Annotated in this window: 24 protein-coding genes; 16 read left to right on the plus strand and 8 right to left on the minus strand. The window is 58.1% G+C overall.

What is annotated here, in order from left to right; translation table 11 throughout:
- The first annotated feature begins 170 nt into the window (after positions 1-170).
- Genes fic through GB927_RS28645 form a run of 3 tightly spaced genes read left to right on the plus strand, consistent with a single transcriptional unit; the run spans position 171 to position 2,434 of the window.
- Complete coding sequence (gene fic / locus GB927_RS28635; protein WP_256120633.1) at positions 171-1,262, plus strand: protein adenylyltransferase Fic; 1,092 nt, start codon at positions 171-173, stop codon at positions 1,260-1,262.
- On the plus strand, positions 1,259-2,164 hold the full coding sequence (locus tag GB927_RS28640) for a recombinase family protein (protein WP_256120634.1): 906 nt from the start codon (positions 1,259-1,261) through the stop codon (positions 2,162-2,164). Before fic ends, GB927_RS28640 begins: the two co-directional genes overlap by 4 nt.
- 60 nt (positions 2,165-2,224) lie before the next feature.
- Complete coding sequence (locus GB927_RS28645; protein WP_006472548.1) at positions 2,225-2,434, plus strand: hypothetical protein; 210 nt, start codon at positions 2,225-2,227, stop codon at positions 2,432-2,434.
- Between the two features lie 52 nt (positions 2,435-2,486).
- Here GB927_RS28645 and repC (GB927_RS34440) read toward each other — a convergent pair whose 3' ends face one another.
- The 5 genes from repC (GB927_RS34440) to GB927_RS28665 form a co-directional block, all read right to left on the minus strand.
- Positions 2,487-2,741, minus strand: coding sequence for a replication initiation protein RepC (gene repC / locus GB927_RS34440; RefSeq protein ID WP_369431744.1), 255 nt, complete (start codon positions 2,739-2,741; stop codon positions 2,487-2,489).
- 186 nt (positions 2,742-2,927) lie between these two features.
- A complete protein-coding gene (gene repC / locus GB927_RS28650; protein ID WP_256120635.1) occupies positions 2,928-4,145 on the minus strand; it encodes a plasmid replication protein RepC in 1,218 nt (405 codons plus the stop codon).
- A 157-nt stretch (positions 4,146-4,302) separates the two neighbouring features.
- On the minus strand, positions 4,303-5,298 hold the full coding sequence (gene repB / locus GB927_RS28655) for a plasmid partitioning protein RepB (protein WP_036565643.1): 996 nt from the start codon (positions 5,296-5,298) through the stop codon (positions 4,303-4,305).
- Positions 5,295-6,527 (minus strand): plasmid partitioning protein RepA, encoded by a 1,233-nt coding sequence (repA, locus tag GB927_RS28660; protein ID WP_256120652.1) that lies wholly within the window; start codon positions 6,525-6,527, stop codon positions 5,295-5,297. The genes repB and repA overlap by 4 nt, the downstream gene beginning before the upstream one ends.
- Positions 6,528-7,143: 616 nt before the next feature.
- The gene (locus GB927_RS28665; RefSeq protein ID WP_006472545.1) at positions 7,144-7,488 is read right to left on the minus strand and encodes a hypothetical protein; all 345 of its coding nucleotides are present in this window, start codon (positions 7,486-7,488) and stop codon (positions 7,144-7,146) included.
- Between the two features lie 95 nt (positions 7,489-7,583).
- Here GB927_RS28665 and GB927_RS28670 point away from each other — a divergent pair, with 95 nt between their 5' ends.
- Genes GB927_RS28670 through virB11 form a run of 13 tightly spaced genes read left to right on the plus strand, consistent with a single transcriptional unit; the run spans position 7,584 to position 17,733 of the window.
- Positions 7,584-8,123: a hypothetical protein gene (locus tag GB927_RS28670; RefSeq protein ID WP_036565640.1), complete on the plus strand. Its 540-nt coding sequence runs from the start codon at positions 7,584-7,586 to the stop codon at positions 8,121-8,123.
- A gap of 2 nt (positions 8,124-8,125) precedes the next feature.
- Entirely contained in the window at positions 8,126-8,806 is a 681-nt protein-coding gene (locus GB927_RS28675) for a lytic transglycosylase domain-containing protein (protein WP_256120636.1), read from the plus strand.
- A complete protein-coding gene (locus tag GB927_RS28680) occupies positions 8,803-9,102 on the plus strand; it encodes a TrbC/VirB2 family protein (RefSeq protein ID WP_256120637.1) in 300 nt (99 codons plus the stop codon). The genes GB927_RS28675 and GB927_RS28680 overlap by 4 nt, the downstream gene beginning before the upstream one ends.
- A gap of 4 nt (positions 9,103-9,106) precedes the next feature.
- Positions 9,107-9,448: a VirB3 family type IV secretion system protein gene (locus tag GB927_RS28685; RefSeq protein ID WP_256120638.1), complete on the plus strand. Its 342-nt coding sequence runs from the start codon at positions 9,107-9,109 to the stop codon at positions 9,446-9,448.
- A complete protein-coding gene (locus GB927_RS28690) occupies positions 9,441-11,822 on the plus strand; it encodes a VirB4 family type IV secretion/conjugal transfer ATPase (RefSeq protein WP_256120639.1) in 2,382 nt (793 codons plus the stop codon). The genes GB927_RS28685 and GB927_RS28690 overlap by 8 nt, the downstream gene beginning before the upstream one ends.
- The gene (virB5, locus tag GB927_RS28695) at positions 11,822-12,520 is read left to right on the plus strand and encodes a P-type DNA transfer protein VirB5 (RefSeq protein ID WP_256120640.1); all 699 of its coding nucleotides are present in this window, start codon (positions 11,822-11,824) and stop codon (positions 12,518-12,520) included. The genes GB927_RS28690 and virB5 overlap by 1 nt, the downstream gene beginning before the upstream one ends.
- A complete protein-coding gene (locus tag GB927_RS28700; RefSeq protein WP_256120641.1) occupies positions 12,517-12,750 on the plus strand; it encodes an EexN family lipoprotein in 234 nt (77 codons plus the stop codon). Before virB5 ends, GB927_RS28700 begins: the two co-directional genes overlap by 4 nt.
- A gap of 6 nt (positions 12,751-12,756) precedes the next feature.
- Complete coding sequence (locus tag GB927_RS28705) at positions 12,757-13,692, plus strand: TrbL/VirB6 family protein (RefSeq protein WP_256120642.1); 936 nt, start codon at positions 12,757-12,759, stop codon at positions 13,690-13,692.
- Between the two features lie 34 nt (positions 13,693-13,726).
- Positions 13,727-13,993, plus strand: a complete 267-nt coding sequence (locus GB927_RS28710) for a hypothetical protein (protein WP_256120643.1) — start codon at positions 13,727-13,729, stop codon at positions 13,991-13,993.
- 4 nt (positions 13,994-13,997) lie between these two features.
- Complete coding sequence (locus GB927_RS28715; protein WP_256120644.1) at positions 13,998-14,669, plus strand: VirB8 family type IV secretion system protein; 672 nt, start codon at positions 13,998-14,000, stop codon at positions 14,667-14,669.
- Entirely contained in the window at positions 14,666-15,520 is an 855-nt protein-coding gene (gene virB9 / locus GB927_RS28720; RefSeq protein ID WP_305112793.1) for a P-type conjugative transfer protein VirB9, read from the plus strand. Before GB927_RS28715 ends, virB9 begins: the two co-directional genes overlap by 4 nt.
- 13 nt (positions 15,521-15,533) lie before the next feature.
- On the plus strand, positions 15,534-16,706 hold the full coding sequence (gene virB10 / locus GB927_RS28725; protein ID WP_256120645.1) for a type IV secretion system protein VirB10: 1,173 nt from the start codon (positions 15,534-15,536) through the stop codon (positions 16,704-16,706).
- Positions 16,707-16,713: 7 nt separating this feature from the next.
- Complete coding sequence (virB11, locus tag GB927_RS28730; RefSeq protein ID WP_256120646.1) at positions 16,714-17,733, plus strand: P-type DNA transfer ATPase VirB11; 1,020 nt, start codon at positions 16,714-16,716, stop codon at positions 17,731-17,733.
- A 798-nt stretch (positions 17,734-18,531) separates the two neighbouring features.
- On the opposite strand, the gene GB927_RS34445 is transcribed toward virB11, so the two are convergent.
- The 3 genes from GB927_RS34445 to GB927_RS28740 all read right to left on the minus strand — a co-directional run bounded on the left by GB927_RS34445 (position 18,532) and on the right by GB927_RS28740 (position 20,677).
- Positions 18,532-18,621 (minus strand): hypothetical protein, encoded by a 90-nt coding sequence (locus GB927_RS34445; protein WP_439655540.1) that lies wholly within the window; start codon positions 18,619-18,621, stop codon positions 18,532-18,534.
- Positions 18,622-18,895: 274 nt separating this feature from the next.
- Positions 18,896-19,312 (minus strand): RidA family protein, encoded by a 417-nt coding sequence (locus GB927_RS28735; protein ID WP_256120647.1) that lies wholly within the window; start codon positions 19,310-19,312, stop codon positions 18,896-18,898.
- Between the two features lie 51 nt (positions 19,313-19,363).
- Positions 19,364-20,677 (minus strand): NAD(P)/FAD-dependent oxidoreductase, encoded by a 1,314-nt coding sequence (locus tag GB927_RS28740; RefSeq protein WP_256120648.1) that lies wholly within the window; start codon positions 20,675-20,677, stop codon positions 19,364-19,366.
- Between the last annotated feature and the right edge of the window lie 33 nt (positions 20,678-20,710).

Genomic DNA, 20,710 nt, shown 5'->3' on the forward strand with positions numbered 1-20,710 from the left:
CCTAGAGACGTTTACAAACGTTCGGTTATCCTCGTGCGGTGGACTTGAACAGAGGTCTTGCCGGCGGCCTCATATGTCGATAGATTCCGATTCCATCGACATATTCTGGCGACATGTCGTCGCCATCGACATATCCGGCGCCAAGATGAGCCGGAAAAGGCTGTTTCCGCATGGCGTTTCAACCTGATCGCGCTTTCAACGATCTTCCGGCTCTCCCGCCGACGCAGGATATCGAAACCAAGGCTGTGCTGAAAGCCTGTATCGAGGCACGAGCGGCGCTGGCCGAATTGAAGGCCTCCGGGCGGCTTATTCCAAATCAATCGGTGTTGATCAACTCGATCCCGCTCCTCGAGGCGCAGGCGAGCTCGGAGATCGAGAACATTGTCACGACGACCGATCGTCTGTTCCGGTTCGCCAACGAGGCCGGGAATTCTCCGGATTCAGCGACGAAGGAAGCGCTGCGCTATCGAACCGCCCTCCACCAGGGTTTCGCCATGCTGAACGAGCGCCCGGTGTCGATCGCGATGGCTGTGGCGGTCTGCCGGACCATCAAGGGTGTCGATCTCGACATCAGGGCAACGCCTGGGACCGCCTTGCTCAACGACGCGACCGGAGAGATTATCTACACGCCGCCGGAAGGCCGCGCCGTGCTCCTGGATAAGCTTTCAAACTGGGAGCGGTATATTCACGAGGCAGAGGACATCGATCCGCTCGTCCGGCTCGCCGTCATGCATTACCAGTTCGAGGCGATCCATCCGTTCACCGATGGCAACGGCCGCACCGGCAGGGTGCTCAACCTGCTCTATCTCGTCGACAAGGGGCTTCTTGACATTCCGGTACTCTACCTGAGCCGCTACATCATCGGCAACAAACGCGCCTACTATGACCGGCTGCTGCGGGTTACGACCGACGCCGCGTGGGAGGACTGGATCCTCTACATGCTGGAGGGCATCCGAGAAACCGCCTTGTGGTCGAGCGCGAAGATCCACGCTATCCGTGACCTTCTCGATGAAACCGGCGCCCGTATCCGCCGAGATCTGCCCAAGATCTATTCGCGCGAACTCGCCGAGGTGATTTTCGTCAACCCCTATTGCCGGATCGGCGACCTCGTCTCGGCCGGAATCGCAAAGCGCCAGGCCGCGTCGGTCTATCTCAAGGCTCTCGTCGATGACGGTCTCCTGAGAGAGGCAAAGGCCGGGCGGGAAAATCTCTACATCAATCCCGCGTTGATCGACCTGCTGACGGCGGATCGTAGGCAATGACCCGCTCTCCCTCCGGTCGCCTGATTGGTTATATCCGCGTTTCGACGGACGAGCAGGCGACAGAAGCGCAGGAAATCGAATTGCGTTCGGCCGGCTGCAGCATCATCGTTCAGGAGCATGGATCCGGCGCATCGCGCGCTCGGCCGGCGCTGGCGAAGCTCCTCCGCGAGATCTCCGCCGACGACACGCTGGTCGTCGTCCGCCTCGACCGTCTGGCTCGCTCCGTCAGCCATCTTCTCGCGGTGATAGAGGAGCTGGGCGAGCGGAATGCGCATTTCCGTTCTTTACGGGACCCTATCGACACGACCACGCCGCAAGGCATGTTTTCTCTCCAGGTCCTCGGCGCTGTCGCCCAGCTCGAACGCGCTTTGATTTCCGAGCGAACCAAGGCGGGCATCCGTGCGGCGAAATCGAAGGGCAAGCGGCCGGGCAACCCCGGCATTCGTGAACGCGAGCCCGAGATGCTCGCCAAGGTGACCGCGGCCCAGAAGGAGGCCTACGGAAAACGTATCCAAGTGTCGCTCAACCAGTGGCTTCCGACGGTAAAGCGTATGCGGCCGGATCATACCTGGGACGAGATCGCCCGCATGCTGAAGCAGCGAGGGAGCGACTGGACAGCTGAGCGCCTCCGTCGCGCGGTGAAATGGTTGGTCACGGAGCACCTTGCTGATCCAGGGCTGCTCAAGAAGTCCCCTGCCCGGCCGCCAGAAGATCGCTTGATGAGCCTCGTCGCCGGAATCCATTCGTCAGATCCAGACCTGACGATTAGAGAGATCGCCACCCAGCTTGAACGGCTCCATGAGCGGACGCCCCGCGGCGGGACGAGATGGGCGCCATCCTCCGTAAAAAATCTTCTCGACCGCGCAAAGCGGATTGGCCTCGTTGACACTGGCATTGAGTAGCGGGCAAAGCTCGGCCTCACACTGGTCAACCGCAAGCGCCGTCCAAGGGAAGATGAAACCGTGGAAACCGTCACGATCGAAAGCCGCTCCGATTTCGCGCAATGGGCGATCGAACGCGCCACCGCCATCATAGCTGAACAAGGCGGCAATCTTGCTATGGCTGCTCGCGGGGGCGATGATAGCAGGGTCGCGGAAAGCGCCAACGCGCTCGGCCAGGCAATCGTCGATGCTCTGCTTGAAGTCTTCGACGGCCTCGTTCCGCAGGAGTAAATCAGCAACGGGGTCTTCGGCATTCGGCGTGGTTCTCACTCCGAACTTCACGCTACGCCGTTTTCATGTCCGGGCCAGCATTCGCACGCGTCGACGCCATGATCATCGGCCCGAGGTTGAATTCGCCGGACGTCGCCTTGCGCGTAAAATCACGGAGGTCGCCGCCGGAGGGTGTGATGTGCCCTACGCTTTTTAAGGATGCACGAGACAGCAGTGGCGATGTTCTCAACTTCAACAGAACGCAGACGTCCTGAAATCCTGAGGGATTAGCGCAAAGCGTCGCCCGCACCACGACCGTCGCGTCTATGACATTCCCTCAGCTCCATTTGGCCGCCAATTCCACCAAATAGGCCGAGCTATCGCGCCAACACCAAGCAAGCCGAGATATCGTTCCCCGTCGTCAAGTCCGAGCACTTTGACGGTTCCCCAAAGGTCGCGAGAGAATAATTCTTTACGATCAATAGTTTAGTGCAGTTTGCAGCTGCAAACACCGTTAACCGGCTCTACGCTGGCCGTCGCTCCTCGCATTCAGCAATGCCATAAGCATCGGACCGATAGAGAATTCGCCAATCTCACACCGATGTGTCAGATTTCGCAAATATCCACCCGCGGAATTAATCATGTTGTTTCGCTCCAAGATGCACGCGACAGCTACTGCCGCGTTCTCTGCCCCCATTATCTCGCACGCATCTTGGTACGCCGACGGACTCACCCCCATCATCGAGCGAACTACCACAGCAGCCGACATAAGATCACGCCAGCTGGCAATAGCGCCATTTGGACCATAGTCGCAAATTTCTGGGCAAGCCCTTAACACCAAGCCAAGTGGAAACGACTTCAATTGCGAGCGCTGCGGCTCAATATTATCGCTGAGATTGCCGCCCCGCTCTTTTCCTGAGCGAGGTTCAAATTCAAAAAAGGATTCGGTTTTTGAATTCTGTATGTGCTGCTCAATAGGAGCATGATTGATGCTAGGATTCGCGTCATTCTCATTATCTTCCAAGAGATTGAGAGCTTCCTCCTTCAGCATTCGCATCTCCTCCAAGAGTTCCCTGACTTCGGTCACCGTCGGGGATCTCGGAATTCGCTGGACCAGCGCTAAGTACGTACCCTCAATCAACGACCAATTTCCTGGTGCCTCCTCCTCCAATGCTGCTGTGATAAGCTTCCTCACGTCGCGTCGGCAAATCGTCAGGCTTTCCTTGGCTCTCCTCAATGCAGCCCGCTCAGCCATGACTTCTTGCGCCATTGTGGCCAGTTCGCCGGCGCGGACGAGCAAAGGAGAAAGGTCGAAGCCAAACGCCGATTCAACGGACCCAGATTTGTCCTTCCTAGCGTAGCGCTTTCCATTGGCGCTATCTTTCCGAATGATCAAACCTGCGTCCACAAGCAAAGCCAGATGTCGGCGCATTGTTGAGTTCGGCATACCGTGAGCACGCAGGGATAGCTGCATGTTTGAGGGAAATACGATCAATTGCGCATCCGGGCGGAATTCACTCTCCGGATAGAAGCTTATCAGTGCATCAAGGACTGCTACACTGTTTGAGTGAATGCCAAGGAGCGTCATTGCTGCCGACGCGTCTCGAAGCACCTTCCACTTGTCGACCGACCTCTCTGCTGCCTTACTCTCGGACACAGCTCGCTGTCGTCGAATTTCGGCAAGCGATACCGATCGCCGTCCAAACGGCGTTGAAATATTCCCGGTTTCCATCATTCTTCACCTGTCAGCAGGCAAAAGAAATTTGTTCGCCAAAAAAGGCGCCTAAGACTCTTGACGGAGATTCCCGGAAATGCGATTCTGAGCTTGCTTAGAGAACAGAACAGGGCTTCCGAGACGGCGACGTTTTGGGGCTCTTTTCTTTTGCGGTTTAAGCTTCCTTCTTCCTCTGATTTGCAGCTTCATGCGCCTCAAAGAGCGCCGGCAACTGGTTGAGCACGAAGGCCGCGAATGCTGGCGTCGCCTTCTTGTCGATCGTGATCTCGAGTTTTGACTTACTATTCTTCACCTGAGCCAGTCGGCCACCATCGGAGGTCGACATGACATCGGGAAGGCCCCGTTCAACGCGACGGGGCCTCAGGTGGGCCAAAGTCTGCTTGAAGCGTTCTTCTGAGGACAAGCCTGCGAGCGAGCGGGCATGATTGACCAAATCGACCCCACCATCTTGCGTCTTAGCAACCAAGTCACTTAGCTGTTGCCAACTGGGCCGCCCGACGCCTGGCGCCGGGCCAATCGCTTCGATGAGTTCAAGCGGAAGAGCGTCGACGAGTTGTAGCATGATTGAGAGGGTACTCTTGTCGATCGACAGGGACGACATGATAATCTCACGTGAAAACCTCTCCCTCAGGCGTCCCGCAAAGCGGGCTTTCTCGATAAATGAGAGATCTTCGCGCTCATTGTTTTCCTGTCCTTGCGCAATTACCAACTCCTCGTCGGAAAGAGCGCGCACCACAGCCTTCACTGGCAGTTCAAGTTCACGGAGTGCGCGATGGCGTCGATGACCGAACGCGACCTGATATCGTCCGGCCTGATCGGGATGCGGTCGGACGAGAATCGGGACTTGCTGTCCTTGCTCTCTGATGGAAGCCTTTAACCCGTCGATATCACCTTCCATGCGGTCTTGAACAAATGAGGGCTCGATCAGGTCGGCCTCCAGCTCAACGACAGACTGGCCCTCTGCCAGCTTCCGTTCAATTTCATTTGCGCGGCGACTCCTATCGTTGAGATCGCCAAGCGTCTTCGTGACCGCAGCCATTGGTTTCGATTTCCCGGCATCCAAAAATGGTCTCGGGTGAGGGGGCGGCGCGGCGCTTGCTTCTTGCTTGCTCTCGGTATGCAGAGATGAGAGGAGGTTTTTCCGGCTCATGATCTACCCCATGTCGACTTAATCAGTGATTCGATTTCGGCATTGACGTTATTCATCGATTCCAGCGCGCGGTCATAGGTCGCCCTGTGGAATTGGCTACGGTCGATCTCGAACAGAGTCTGGTTTGTAATGCCTGCATCTGAAACGGCCGTACTTTTCAGCATTGGATTGACAAGCACGTCTTCACCAAACATCGAGCGAAGAAATGCGACCATTTGATTCTGAGGGCCGTCAGTAGGTTCGAATCGCGTGATGAGATAGCGCATCCAATTGCTTCGATCTTCCGCGCCGGCCTCAGCGATCTCGTCAAGTAGGGCACTCATCATAGAGAGGAATTGGTTCATCGACATCACATCAAGCATTTGAGGGTGGATCGTTATGAGTGCCGACGTCGCAGCCGTAAGGGCGGAGAGCGTTAAAAAGCCTAGTTGAGGTGGGCAGTCTATTACGACAACATCATACGCGTCTTCCACCTCTTGAATGACGGCCTGCAGCCGGGCAAAGAAAAGGACGTCGTCTGGCTTACGTTGCAGGAGAGCCTTCGGCGTATCGTGCTCAAACTCCATGAGTTCGAGATTGCCGGGGATGAGATGAAGATCAGGGATGTAGGTTCCCCGAATGATCTGTTGAATGGGACGACGCTCCTCGTCGTATCGAATGGCACCGTAGATCGTCTCATTTGGGCCAACGTCGGTTTCTGGTTGGTTCCCAAACAGCGCGGAAAGGCTAGCTTGCGGGTCCAGGTCAATGGCCAGCACTCTATAGCCCCTCAAGGCAAGGTATTGCGCAAGGTGGGCCGAAGTCGTGGTCTTACCGGATCCTCCCTTGAAGTTCATCACCGAGATGATCTGAAGCTCCTCATCCGCCCGACGATGAGGCAAATACCGTCCTGTCGACCTGGTGGGCTTATCGAGGTAAGCGCGAATCGCCGAGATCTCCTCGACAGAATACATGCGTCGTCCGCCCGCAATCGTTGGGCTAAACTTCAGTTCACCACTGTCGGAGGCTTTTCGCTCGAGTTCAACTGCGATCGTACGTAGATAGCCTTCGGCAACTCCTAAAAGCTTCGCCGCCTCTGATGGATTGAACGCACGAATTCCTTTCCGCGCGTGCGGTGGAAAAATATTCGTCTGATGCTCTTGCAGCTTGGTCGAAAGGGATGCCGCTTGCTCACGGATTTTCGAACGGAGCGGGTAACTGCGGCTTGCCTTGGCCTTTGCGGTGTTCATCGTTTTCTCGCCTGTCGGGTCTGATATGCGGCTGAAGGCCGCCATTTGACCAAACTCCGCAGATGAACACTAATGCCCGATTTCGATCGATCAGCAAGATATTTAAGGTTAACAGAACCTTAATGCATTGCTGAGTCCAGCAACGAATTCCAGCAACCCATCGAAATTCCCCTATCAAAACAAGCCATTGGCAACTTTCTCCGCTGCCGTCGAACATAGACAAAAAAGAGTCGATAAAGGGGGCCGGTTGACATTCTTCGCCCCAGGTTTGGCGCCAAAGCAACCTCTATATGCGACTCAAGGTGCCTTCAGGGGAATCACATCCATTCCTCAGTGCGATTGTAGCGGGTAGTCTCGGTGGTATCACGTCGTAGACGATACGCGCCGAAGATGCGGCGTCCCTGTCCTTCTCCCGGTGAGTGGATAGGCTACGAACCGTTCGCCATGCGATTCGTGACGAGGAATGTCCGCTGCACGCCGCGGCAAGGAGGATGGTCTCCGCCAACAGCAAGCCATCCCCGACAGACTAGACAATCTCCTTAAGTGCAACGCGAGTGTGTGTGCCTAGCAAGCATACTAGCGATCTTTCTTATAGTTTATCGCTTCGTTCGCACGGTCACGTGGCACGGAGATTGTCGAGCAAACGCGACGAAAGCTCGAATTGTCTCGCAACTCCTCGCCCTTGAGAATTCTTGCCGAGAGACTCCGTCAGAATTCCCCGCCTAACGAGGATGTCGATCGTTTCGATAACGCCGCTACGTGTCATCCCCGTAAACTGTATGATATTTGAGAGCGTTAGCTTCTCGTGCGCCTGGTGCATCATATAGAGGATATTGATCATCCCGATCTGTTTGATGCGCGATTGCGCGCTCTCGTCCTCAAGGGGTTTGTCGAGGATTTCACGCACGGCGAAGACAGACAGTGCTTGTGTTTGCCATCGGTCACTCAATTTGCTTGCCATCGATTTAACTATCTATTATTTACATAGTATGAGCGTTAGGGCGAGACGATTCTTCGCATCCCGTCCAACGAAATTTCAATCGGAGGGTAGGGGGCATGAAGAGCCTTTTCTTTCGAACGGTCATAGCGGCGTTAGGGTTCGGTTCACTATATCTCAGTTCCGGGCAAAGCGCGCGTGCCGACGAGTGGGGTTGCCAGGTTATCCTGTGCCTATCCAATCCTGGTGGCCCGACACAATACGCTGAGTGCCGCCCGCCTATCCAGAAACTCTGGAGATGGCTCGCCAAGGGACGTTCCTTCCCGACATGCAGCGGCGTCGGCTTCCAAAGCTCCCGCCCTCGATACGAACCCTACTATTGCAACGACGGTTACCGTCTGTCAGCGGGCTATGGCCCGACCGGGCGCGACGGAACCTGCGTGTCGACGTCGATGCAGCCGGTGAGCGACAGTCATTGCCGTCGCGACCGGGATAATGCCGGCGGGAGTAATGGCTCCGTGATCTCGCCACGCTGGCAGCAAACCGATGGCCGCTACCAGTGCATGGCCTACACCCTGAGCCGTCCCCTGGTGCGCGAGAAACCTCGATACATCGATGTGACGATCGACGGCGTCGGCAAGCAGAGGGTCTGGTTCTAAACATGCCCATCGTTTTCGTCGACCTCGCGCAGACCTGCGCACCCTTTGTTGCGTCCGAAACACTGGCTGGCGTCATCAGTCTTGAGAGCCGGTTCGCGCCTTTCAACATTCGCATCAACAGCGGCCGGCCGCTCAAGAAGCAGCCGGCATCGAAGGCCGAGGCGATCGAGATCGCCACATCGCTGGCGGCCGAGCATCACGATATTCAGCTTGGTCTCGGTGGCATCGGGGTGGAGGAGCTTCAAAAGATGAAGCTCTCCATTTCCGACGCCTTCGATCCCTGCCTGAACCTGCAAGCCACGGCCACGCTGCTGGACGGCTACTACCGTCTTGCCGTCAAGGCGGGCGCGGGTCCAGCCAGGGCCGAGCAAGTGATGCTCCAGTCCTACTATGGCCGTGACGATCCCTCGGTTGGCGCGATGGTGAACTATGACGATCAGGTTCGCCGCGAAATCAAACGGCTTGGTCCGACCATCGCCCGGCTGACGATCACGGATACGGGGGAGGGGAGGGGGATTGACGATCCTGCCGCCTCCGTCGACGTCGTCGCAGAAGTGGTTGCGGAGAACTCCCAGCAGAAAACCACCTCAATCGCGACCGCGCCCACATGGGACGTCTTCAACAGCCGCCGCGGATCTTCCGTCCTGGTGTTTCAGAACAATCAAATGGAGCAGAGTGAATGACTTTCAGTTCCCGTATCCGCGCGTTTGCGGCCCCGTCTGCGATGGCATTCGCTGTGGTGGCGATGCTGGTCGAGCCGGCTTTTGCGCAGGCGGCCGGCATCGAGACGATCCTGCAGAACGTCGTCGATCTTTTGCAGGGCAACATCTTCAGGCTGTTCGCCACCATCGCCGTCATCCTGATCGCGCTCGCCTGGATGTTCGGCTACATGGACCTGCGCCGCGCGGGCTACTGGATCGTCGGCATCGGCGTAATCGCCGGCTCCTCGGAACTCGTCAGCACGATCATCGGGAGCTGACCATATGGCAGCCGCGCGACTCGAGCTCGAGGAAGACACCCTGTTCATCGCCTGCACGCGTCCGGCGATGATCGCGGGCGTCACGATGGAAGCCATGGGCATCAACGTCATGGCGACCACGATCTTCTACCTCGCGGCCGGCTCGGTCGCCTATGCGCTCGTCGGCGTGGTCTTCCATTTCGTCTTCCGGGCGCTGGTCAAGCACGACCACAACATGTTCCGGATCCTGGTGGCCTGGGTCGAGACGCGCGGCCGGACCCGGAACGGCGCCTATTGGGGCGGAGCCACGCTTTCGCCGCTGAAGCTTGTCCGGCGCTTTGACGAAAGGGACCTCGGATATGCCTAGCGTCACCACTCTCAAATCGCGCGAACTCACACCGGAAACCTTCATCCCCTATGTGCGCCATATCGACGAAACCACCGTCGCGCTCGACTCCCGCACCTTGATGGTGATGGTGGCGCTCGATGGCGTGTCCTTCGAGACTGCCGATGTTCTCGACCTCAACGCGCTGCACCGCGATCTGAATACGCTTTATCGCAATATCGCGGATGAGCGGCTCGCCTTGTGGACGCATCTCATTCGACGCCGCGATCGCGACTACCCGGACGGGACGTTCGCAACACCTTTTTCGGCCGCGCTCAACGAAAAGTATCGCGAGCGCATGGTGCGCGAGGACCTGTTTCGCAACGACCTCTACCTCACCGTCCTCTGGTCGCCGGCGCGCGATCCGGCCGACAAGGCCGCGAAGCTGCTATCCCGATTGCGGCAGCGATACCATTCAGGCGTGGAACTGGACCAGGAGGCGCTGAAGCACCTTCAGGACAAGGTCGTGGACGTCGTTGCCGGCTTGAAACGCTTCGAGCCGCGCGTGCTCTCCCTCTATGATCACGACGGGGTCCTGTTTTCCGAGCCGAGCGAGGTATTACACCAGTTGGTCGGCGGCCGGCGTGAGCCGGTCCCGTTGACCGAGGGCCGGATCTCCTCGGCCATCTATTCCGATCGTGTCATCATCGGCCGCGAGACGATCGAAATCCGCCATGAAGCGGAAAGCCGCTTTACCGGCATGTTGAGCATCAAGGAATATCCTGCCCGCACCAGGACGGGCATGCTGGACGGCGTTCTGACCAGTCCGTTCGAACTGATCCTGTCGCAATCCTTCTGCTTCGCCTCGAAGGCGGATGCCCGCGTTATCATGGGCCGCAAGCAGAACCAGTTGGTCAGCAGCGGCGACAAGGCGGCCTCGCAAATCGGCGAGCTCGATGACGCGATGGACGATCTGGAATCGAACCGCTTCGTGCTCGGCGAGCATCACCTGACGCTTGCCGTCTTCGCCGCCTCGGTCAAGGAATTGACGGACAATCTGGCCAAGGCCCGCGCCAGCCTGACGAACGGAGGCGCGGTCGTTGCTCGCGAGGATCTCGGTCTCGAGGCCGCCTGGTGGGCGCAGTTGCCGGGCAATTTCCGCTACCGCGCACGATCGGGAGCGATAACGTCCCGCAACTTCGCAGCGCTGTCGCCTTTCCACTCCTATCCGATCGGACATAAGGACGGCAACGAATGGGGACCGGCCGTCGCGTTGCTCAAGACGGCATCCGGGTCGCCCTACTACTTCAATCTCCACTATGGCGATCTCGGCAACACGTTCATGTGCGGCCCATCCGGCGCCGGCAAGACGGTGATCGTCAACTTCATGCTGTCGCAGCTTGAGAAACACGATCCGCATGTCGTCTTCTTCGACAAGGACCGCGGCGCGGACCTTTATGTCCGCGCCGCCGGCGGCACCTATCTCCCCCTCAAGAATGGCACGCCCACCGGCTGCGCTCCCCTCAAGGCCCTCGACCTCACACCGGAGAACAAGGTCTTCCTGACGCGTTGGGTCGGAAAGCTTGTGGGTTCTGGCACGCGTGAACTGAGCGTTACCGAACTTCGTGATATCGCCGGTGCCATCGACGGGCTTGCCGATCTGCCGACGGAGCAGCGGACTATCGGCGCACTTCGTACCTTCCTCAACAACACGGACCTGGAAGGGATTGCAGCCCGCCTGCGGCGTTGGGAGAGGGGAGGGCCGCTTGGCTGGGTCTTCGACAATGTCATCGAGGATATCGGCTTCGGCGATCTGGGCGGCAACGGCAAGTTCATCGGGTACGACATGACGGACTTCCTCGACAATGAGGAAATTCGCACACCGCTGATGGCCTATCTCTTCCACCGGGTCGAGCAGCTGATCGACGGCCGCCGGATCATCATCGTCATCGACGAATTTTGGAAAGCATTGCAGGACGAAGGCTTCCGTGACCTTGCGCAGAACAAGCTGAAGACGATCCGCAAGCAGAACGGGCTGATGCTGTTTGCCACGCAGAGCCCGCGCGACGCGCTGATCTCGCCAATTGCGCACACCATCATCGAGCAATGCCCGACGCAAATCTTCCTGCCCAACTCTCGCGGCAACCATGCCGACTATGTCGAGGGGTTCAAGCTGACGGAGCGCGAATACGAGCTGATCGCCCGCGAGCTGTCCGTCGAGAGCCGGCGGTTCGTGTTGAAGCAAGGGCACAACAGCGTCGTCGCCGAACTCAATCTCAACGGCTTCGACGACGAACTCGCGATCCTCTCCGGCCGAACGGCCAATGTCGAGCTGCTCGACGCGATTCGTGCCGAAGTCGGCAACGACCCAAAGGACTGGCTTCCCGTTTTCCAGGAAAGAAGGAGTGCAAGCTGATGGCTTCCTATCGACTTCATGCTGCGGCGCTCGCAGCGACGATTATCCTGTCCGCCGGCGGTGCGGCCGGGCAGGGGATTCCCGTGATCGACCAGACGGCGATCCTCAAACACATCGAAAGCATCACGCAGCTGAAGTCGCAGCTCGACGCCCTTCATCAGCAGATCGAGCAGGCCCAGCAGCTCTACGGTTCGCTCAACAAGCTGACCGACATGGCTGACGTGGCGAGCGTGCTAAATGATCCGGCGATCCGAAAAGCGCTTCCATCGGATTTCGCCGCCATCGAGGGGCTCCTCAAGGGAGACGGAACCGGCGTGTTCAAGGATTCCGCCTCGAAGTTCCTGGAGGGCAACTCCACCTATCGCACCGACGCCGACGATTTCTATGCCAAGGAACTCGCGCGCGTGCAGAACAAGAACGCGGGCCAGATGAGCCTCGGGCAGCAGATTTACGATGCTGCCACCAAGCGCATCGACGGGATCGACCAGCTTCGTGAAAAGATTTCGACGGCAAGCGATGCCAAGGAAACCGCCGACCTTCAGGCGCGGTTGCAAGCGGAACAGGCGTTTCTCCAGACCGACGTGCTTCGGATGGAAGGTCTGCGCATGGTGCAGCAGGCGCAGAACCAGGTCGACGAGCAACGCAAGGCCGAGGATTGGCGCCAGCGCATGGATGCGATGAAGGCGGCGCTGCAATGAGACGATCTCTGCTCATTTTGACGCTCCTTCTCCTCGCGGCCTGCTCCGAGAAAAGCGAGCAATCCTATACCATCGACCAGCTGACCGCCGACGATGCCCTGCTGTCTCGTATCATGGCCGAGTGCCGGAACAATCCGGGCGAGCTGCGCGCAACGGTCAACTGCCAGAACGCGGAAGCGGCCGACGGCAAGCTCCGCCTCCAGAACATGCGCAAGGCGCTGGGGAAGTAGGGCGCCATGTATAATGTGTTCGAGTTCATCGACGGCCAATTCAAACGACCGCTCGAAATGTTCGTCTCCGACGGGACTTCGAACATCGCCGAATGGGTCACCGGTCCGCTGACGGCAGCGGTGACGCTCTATGTTGTGTTGTATGGCTACCTTGTGCTGCGCGGCTCCGTACAGGATCCGGTTCTGGAATTTGCTTTTCGGGCGATGAAGCTGGCGATCATCGTCATGCTGGTGAAAAACGCCGGGGAATATCAGACCTACGTCACGAACGTCTTTTTCGATATCCTTCCGCGCGAGATTGCCCAGGCACTTAACACCGGCACGACGCCCAGCGCCAGCACGTTCGACAGTCTGCTCGACAAGGGACAGGCTTCAGCCACCGACATCTGGTCTCGCGCCTCCTGGCCGGTCGATATCGTCACCGGTATCGGCGGCATGATGGTGATCGGCGTCAGCTTTCTGGTCGCCGGCATCGGCTATGTCGTCTCGCTCTACGCGCGACTGGCACTGGCCATCGTGCTGGCCATTGGTCCGATCTTCATCGCTCTCGCCATGTTCCAATCGACGCGTCGCTTCACCGAGGCCTGGATCGGGCAGCTCGCCAACTTCGTCATCCTCCAGGTTCTCGTCGTCGCCGTCGGCGCGCTACTGATCTCGTGCCTCGATTCCACCTTCACGGCGATCGATGCCTATGCCGACGTTCTCATGCGCCCGATCGCGCTCTGCGCCATCGGCATCGCTGCTCTCTATGTCTTCTACCAACTGCCGGCGATCGCTTCAGCCCTTGCGTCTGGCGGAGCATCGCTCGCCTACGGCTACACCACCGCGCGGGATGCGCATGAGGGGATGCTCGCCAGGGGAACCCGATACACGGGCCAGATGATCGGTCGCGGCGCGCGCTTCGCAGGCAGTGCGTTCGGCTCGAAGAGCGCTGGCGCGTGAGCGCATCTCAATAATAAGAAAAGGCCATTCCTATATGATCAAGACTACCGTTTTTCTTGTCATGCTGATCGCACTCGGAGGCTGCACTTCCCTGACCTATCCGCTTCCCAAGTGCGATGGCTATTCGCGCCGTCCGTTGAATCGGGCGATGTGGGAATGGGAAGGCGACAGCACTTTGAAGCGCCCGCATTCGGATCGGCGATCCTCTTCCTCGGCCACGCCCTATGCCGAGGAGGGCAGGGATCCGGCTGCATTTGCCCACCTTGATATCGACGGCTCGCATCGCCGTTGCGCGGGGTGAGAACATGGTCTCGACAGACAATCTCAAGAGCTATTTCGAAAAAGCGCGACGTTTCGATCAGGATCGGATGATGCAGATCGAGCGTTCGAACCGGATCGCCTGGTCGATTGCCATCGTCGCCAGTGTCATCGCTGGCGTATCCGTCTTCGCAGTCGCGGGCTTGACCCCGTTGAAGACCGTCGAGCCTTTCGTCGTGCGTGTCGACAATTCCACGGGTATCGTCGATGTGGTGTCGGCGCTGACCTCCACGGCCGGGACCTACGATGAAGCCGTGACCAAATACTTCGCGGCCAAATATGTTCGCGCCCGAGAAGGCTATGTGTGGAGCGAGGCGCAGGAGAACTTCCGCTCGATTGCGCTGCTGTCGACGCAAGCCGAGCAGGCCCGGTTCTCCGCGGTCTATCGCGGGAGCAATCCGGAATCGCCGCAAAACATTTATGGCCGCGGCGCGACCGCAAGGATCAACATCGCCTCGATCTCGCTGATCAATCAGAATGTGGTTTCGGTTCGTTACATGCGGACGATCACGCGCGGAGACGAGGTTCGCACGAGCCACTGGGTTGCGACCCTCACATACTCTTATGCCAACGCCCCGATGTCGTCGACGGACCGGCTTGTAAACCCCCTCGGCTTTGCGGTCAGCGAGTACCGCGCCGATCCGGAGGCAATCAATTGATACGAAAGATCATCTTCGCTACGGCGCTATTGATTGTAGCCGCTTCAACAGCTGCCGCGCTCGAAATTCCACGCGGTGCGTCGCAAGACAGCCGCGTTCGGTTCGTGAATTACCAGCCCTTCAATATTACAAGGATCGTCGGCACGCTACGCTCTTCGGTGCAGGTCGAGTTCGCGGCGGATGAGGAAATCGCACATGTCGCGCTCGGCAACAGCGTTGCGTGGGAAGTGGCGCCGGCAGGCAACATCTTGTTCCTAAAGCCGCGCGAAAACCAGCCGGTGACCAACATTTCCGTGGTGACGACGCGGCGGGACGGATCGACGCGCAGCTACCAGATGGAGCTCACCGTTCGCGACGGCTCCGTCGCGGTCGGGCAGAATACCTACTTCTATGTGAAATTCCGCTATCCCGGTGATGAGGCGGAACTTCGCCGTCAACAGGCCGCTGCTCGCGCTTTGGCCAACCAGGCGAAGGAAGCCGACAACGTGCTCGCGCTTCACGAAGCCTATGGACCGCGCAACTGGCGCTACTCGGCGCAGGGATCGCAGGCGCTGGAACCGCAGAGCGTCTACGACAACGGCAAGGTTACGACATTCGCTTTTGTCGGCAATCAGGAAATGCCCGCCATCTATGTCGAGAATTCCGACGGCTCCGAGAGCCTGGTTCCGAAATCCGTCGATGGCAACTTGGTGATGGTTCACGCCATCAGCCGCAAGTTCATCCTGCGCCGCGGCAAGGACGTGCTGTGCGTCTTCAACGAGGCCTACGATCGTGTGGGCATCAATCCGGACACCAACACGACCTCACCGTCGGTAGAGCGCATCGTCAAGGGCGATGCCACAGCTCAGTAGGAAAGGGGAGACCATGGCCAAGGAAGACGAAGACCGCATTCCCGGCGAGCGCGCCGAAACCGTCACCGGCCGGCGCATCGACAATAGCCCCGTCCTGAAGAGAGGAGCGGTGGCCCTTGCCGTCGTGGCCTTTGTCGGATTTGCCCTCTGGTCGACGACAGGGAAGAAGGGGAAAGACGACAATGCCCAGCCAGAGCGCATTGTCATTCGCCAGACAACGCCCTTCGAGGCCGCGAAGGAGAAGGTCGAGCCGAAGGAGGTGGTCCCCGAGGCAAAGCTCCCGACCCCGGTCATTGAACCCATCGCCGAAGAGAAAGACGAACTCCTCGATTCCGCGCGCCGCGCGCCGGTGATGGCCTTTAGCAGCGGGCAGAAGAATGCCACGCAGCGACGCGAGGCGGATAGTTCAGATACTGCTGTGAACAGCAATTTCCTGCCGCTCGACAACAACATGATGGGCCAGAACCAGCAGAACAGCGACCAGCATCGTTTCGATGGCCTGTTGCGGCCGACGAAGCTCGAAGGTTCTAGGGCTGGGACCCTTGGCAATCGTGACTTCATCGTCGCAATGGGGACGTCGATCCCCTGCGTGCTGGAAACCGCGCTCGCGTCGGAGCAGCCCGGCTTCAGCAGCTGCGTGATCAATCGAGACGTTCTCTCTGACAACGGCAGGGTCGTCCTCATGGAGAAGGGCACACAAGTCGTTGGTGAATATCGTGGTGGACTGCAACGGGGGCAGAAGCGCCTGTTCGTCTTGTGGAACCGGGCCAAAACGCCGAAGGGGGTAATCGTCACGCTGGCGTCTCCGGCGACGGATGCGCTCGGCCGCGCCGGTGTCGATGGCTATGTTGATACCCATTGGTGGGAGCGGTTTGGAAGTGCCTTGCTTCTTTCCATTGTCGGCGATGCGACCAGCTACGCCAACAGCAGGCTGCAGGATAGTGATGTTGATGCGCAAAACACGACGAGCGCTGGCCAGCAGGCGGCCGCGATCGCTGTCGAGCAATCGATCAACATCCCACCGACGCTGAACAAGCATCAGGGCGAACTCGTCTCGATCTTTGTCGCTCGCGATCTAGATTTTTCTGGAATCTATCGGCTACGCGTGACGGAACCACGGAACCGCATTCTCGATCGGGCGGTGCTGGGGGATTTCGCGCCGGACTCGAAGCTGGTAACGAAGTAGCGCGGCGATGACAGAAGCGCAGGATGCGGCCGTTGTTCGTGAGTTGCTGAAGCCGTTCTCGGCGTTCCTGCAGGATCCCTCACTCTATGAGGTGATCGTCAATCGGCCCGGGCAGGTGCTGACGGAAGGACCCGGCGGGTGGCGGACCCATGATCTTCCGGGTCTGACCTTCGAAAAGCTCATGCGCCTTGCCCGGGCCGTTGCCAGCTTTTCGCACCAGTCCATCGATGAGACGCGCCCGATACTCTCAGCGACGCTTCCAGGAGACGAGCGCATCCAGGTTGTCATTCCTCCAGCGACGCTGAAAGAGACGGTGAGCATTACAATACGCAAGCCGTCATCCGTCGATTTTACGCTCGATGATTTAGACGAAAGGCTCTTCTTTGAAGGCACACGAACCATTGAGGCCGACGCACCAGGCAACGATGACGAGTTGCGTAATCTATATCGCGCCGGTCAGATTAAGGAATTCTTGCGTCAGGCGGTCGTGTCCCGGAAGAACATCATAATTTCGGGAGCGACTGGATCGGCCAAAACGACGCTCTCGAAAGCTCTGATCAAACACATTCCTGGCGACGAGCGGATTATTTCGATAGAGGATACTGCTGAACTCGTAATTCCCCAAATAAACAATGTCCGACTTTTTTACTCGAAAGACCGGCAAGGACTCTCTCAGGCGGGGCCGAGACAGCTTCTTGAGTCGAGCCTGCGAATGCGACCAGATCGCATTCTTCTGCAGGAGCTACGTGATGGCACCGCATTCTACTACATTAGGAACGTGAACTCGGGTCATCCAGGCTCGATTACTACAGTTCATGCGGATTCTGTCGCTCTCGCATTCGAACAGTTAATGCTCTTAATCAAGGAATCCGAGGCCGCGCGCGACCTTGCACGCGTTGAAATATTGAATTTGCTTCATGCTTCTATCGACGTAGTCGTGCAATGCAGACGTCTAGCTGGCGCATTTCGAGCATCCGAGGTATATTTCCGTCAGCGCAATTTAATCTTACAGCATCCTACACAATAGTTGCTAATTTTTGCGGTGTCTGCTAAAGGCTGTTCGCCTTCAAACTATGTATTGTGTAGCGTGAATCAGAGTAATTCTGTCCCTGAGGGGATTTTCTTTCGAGCCCCTCTGGTTTCTCATTACACTTGATCGCCTCCTTTTGATCGTCACTATTGTGCTGCTTTGAGGCGGCTAGAGTGATGACCTTGCCTCCTGCGCTTAGCCAGATGGCGGGAATCCGTATGGGGCTTGTCGAAAGCGAAGGAACAGCATCTCGGTGGCTCCGATACACAAAGGGATTTCCCTCGACAACCAGATCGTCTTGCGTTCAGCCACCTCGTCTGAGATGGCAAACTTGAGAAGACACGTCTACAGCTTCGTTAAGCACGAGATCACTTAAACGACGACACAAAACAGAAGATTTTATTTGCATTTAGAAATACATTCATCCCTAGGTTGGTCCAAGCCTATATTCGGCGTTAGCGAATTATAGACTGACGTAAGAATGGGAATGTGACCGCCCAACCGCCGAATAAGTAATCTCAGCCTTTTGAATAGAAATGGGGGCAATACCAATTTGCCGGGCGACGAATAGTTTTCTTCATGTGAAATATATGTCTGCCCGTCGATCGCCAATATAAACCGCTCCGCATATCTGTTGGGTCCAGTTTCCATACTAAATCCTCCATATCCTTAGAGTTAATAGCCCTGATTATCAGATAATTTAGTTTGATCTACGTTCACTCAGAAATATATTGCAGACGAGCCTGACTAGGCGCTAGTAAACCAAGCTTTTATACCACTGATTCCGCGAGCGTGTTAACAAAGCGATATGCTTTGCCCGACCCTGATGGACATCGTCGCAAGCGTTTGGCGGGCGTACCGTTGCTCCAGTTCCAGTGAAGCCATCAAGACGAGCCGCGCACCGGACAGGCCGAACGGATGGCGAGCGCGATGGCGCCCGCCCTCGGCGGTTCACATGGGGAGCATCGTAGGGCAAGCCGAGTTCGGGTAAGCAGGCGAGACTCTGTGCGGTGAAAGCTTCGTTGAGTTCGACAAAGCGATATCACTGACAGCAGTCGATCCATGATTTCGACCTCGGTAAACCTGCGTAGCACGATCCCTTGGCAGTTCGTGCTGCCTTCATCACCGCGGTTGCTGCGGAGAGCGAGAACTCGTGACTTTAGTCAGGGATAACTGCGGTGCCGTCAATTTCAACCAGCCAGTCTGGACGGGCCAGGGCGCTCACAACCAGGCCTGTGGAAACGGGATGAACTCCTTTTATATATTCGCCCATGGTCCGATACACCGCCTCACGGTGCCGGACATCTGTAATGTAGACGACGACCTTTACGAGGTGGTCCATCGTGCCGCCGCATTCCTCGATGAGCTGCCTGATGTTCTGCATTACTTTGTGAGTCTGTTCAACGGGGTCATGGCTGCCGATGTTGCGGGCCGTATCCAGATCCTGCGGGCACTGCCCTCGTAGATAGATCGTCCTGCCACCGCGCGTAACGACCGCCTGGCACAGATCGTTGTCGAGCTTCTGCTCGGGATAGGTATCCTTGGTATTGAAAGTACGGATCCGGGTATGTTCCATCATGATCTCCACTGATTTGACCAAAATTGATCAGGAAGCGCGCCGTCGCGCTTACCGCACGGCAGGTCCGGGCTTGATGCTGCCGTCGGAGAAGCGCTCCAGCCGGTACGGGGCCAGTTCGTCCGGCCGCGCCGTGCCGGCGACCATGTCGGCAGTCAAGCGGCCCGCCGCCGGGCCGATGCCGAAGCCATGGCCGGAATAGCCGGATGACAGGAAGAGTCCCGGAATGGCTGCTATGGGCGATATGACGGGCACGGCGTCGGGGGTGACGTCGATGACGCCCGCCCATTTATGAGCCACCTTGGCCTTTGCAAACATCGGCAAGGCCGCCGATGCGATCTTGAGCCCGGACTCGAGATTGGCTTCGTCGATCGGCGGGTCCCACATCCGGACCGTTTCAAACGGACTTTTCTGATCGTTTCTCCACGATCGCTTCCACTGGAATCCCTTGAAGGAGGCGCCGGAAACCCGCAGCTTCACGCCGGTATCCGCGAAGGCGAGGTGACGGAAATCCCACAGGAAGCGGAAGCTGCTGGGTGTGATCGTATGGATTTCGCCGCCATAGCGCAGCACGTTGTAGCCGCCATCCACCCGCTTGCGCGTGATGAAACCCGATCCGGTCAGCGATGGCGTGAGCGGTGTCTCGCCGGCCTGCGTGGATTGCGCGGAGGTGACGACTGCCAGCTGCGGAAACCGCACCCGGAGGTTCCCAAGGAACTGGCTGCTCCACACGCCGCCTGCGACGACGACGGCGCCGCATTTCACCGTGCCCTTCTCTGTCACCACCGCGGAAACGCGGCCGGCGCTTGTCTCGATGCCCCGGACCGCATCTCCGATCGAGATGAAGGCGCCAGCGCGCTGGGCCGCGCGTGCGAATGCCGGCGCAGCCAGTTGCGGCTCGGCGCAGCCATCGGCTTTGGCGTAGACGGCGCCGTGCCAAGAGCGCGCGGCACCTGGCAGCAACGCGGCAACCTCGACGGAATCCAGCACCTCGGCTTTTGCGCCAAGAGGCTCCGCCGATTTCAACCACTCCGAGTTCTTGGCCAGTTCCTGCTCATTGTTGCACAAGTAAATGACCCCGTTGCGCCGGAATCCGACGTCTGCGCCAAGGAGTTCCTCGGAACGATCCCAGATTTCCATGGCTTCCAGCATGAGCGGAAGCTCACGAAGATCGCGGCCCAACGTCCTGCACCAGCCAAGATTTCTCCCCGATTGCTCTCCTCCGATGATCCCCTTTTCGCACAGCAGGACGGAACGACCTTGTCTCCGGAGAAAGAATGCCGTCGCAGCACCCACAATGCCGCCTCCGATGATAACGACATCAACCTCGGCCGGTCGATCAGGGTTCGACGCGACGCTATCCATGGGGGGCATCATGAGTTATCTCTCCATCAAGTG

This window comes from Shinella lacus, from assembly GCF_010994755.1.
In the GTDB taxonomy this organism is placed as follows: domain Bacteria; phylum Pseudomonadota; class Alphaproteobacteria; order Rhizobiales; family Rhizobiaceae; genus Shinella; species Shinella lacus.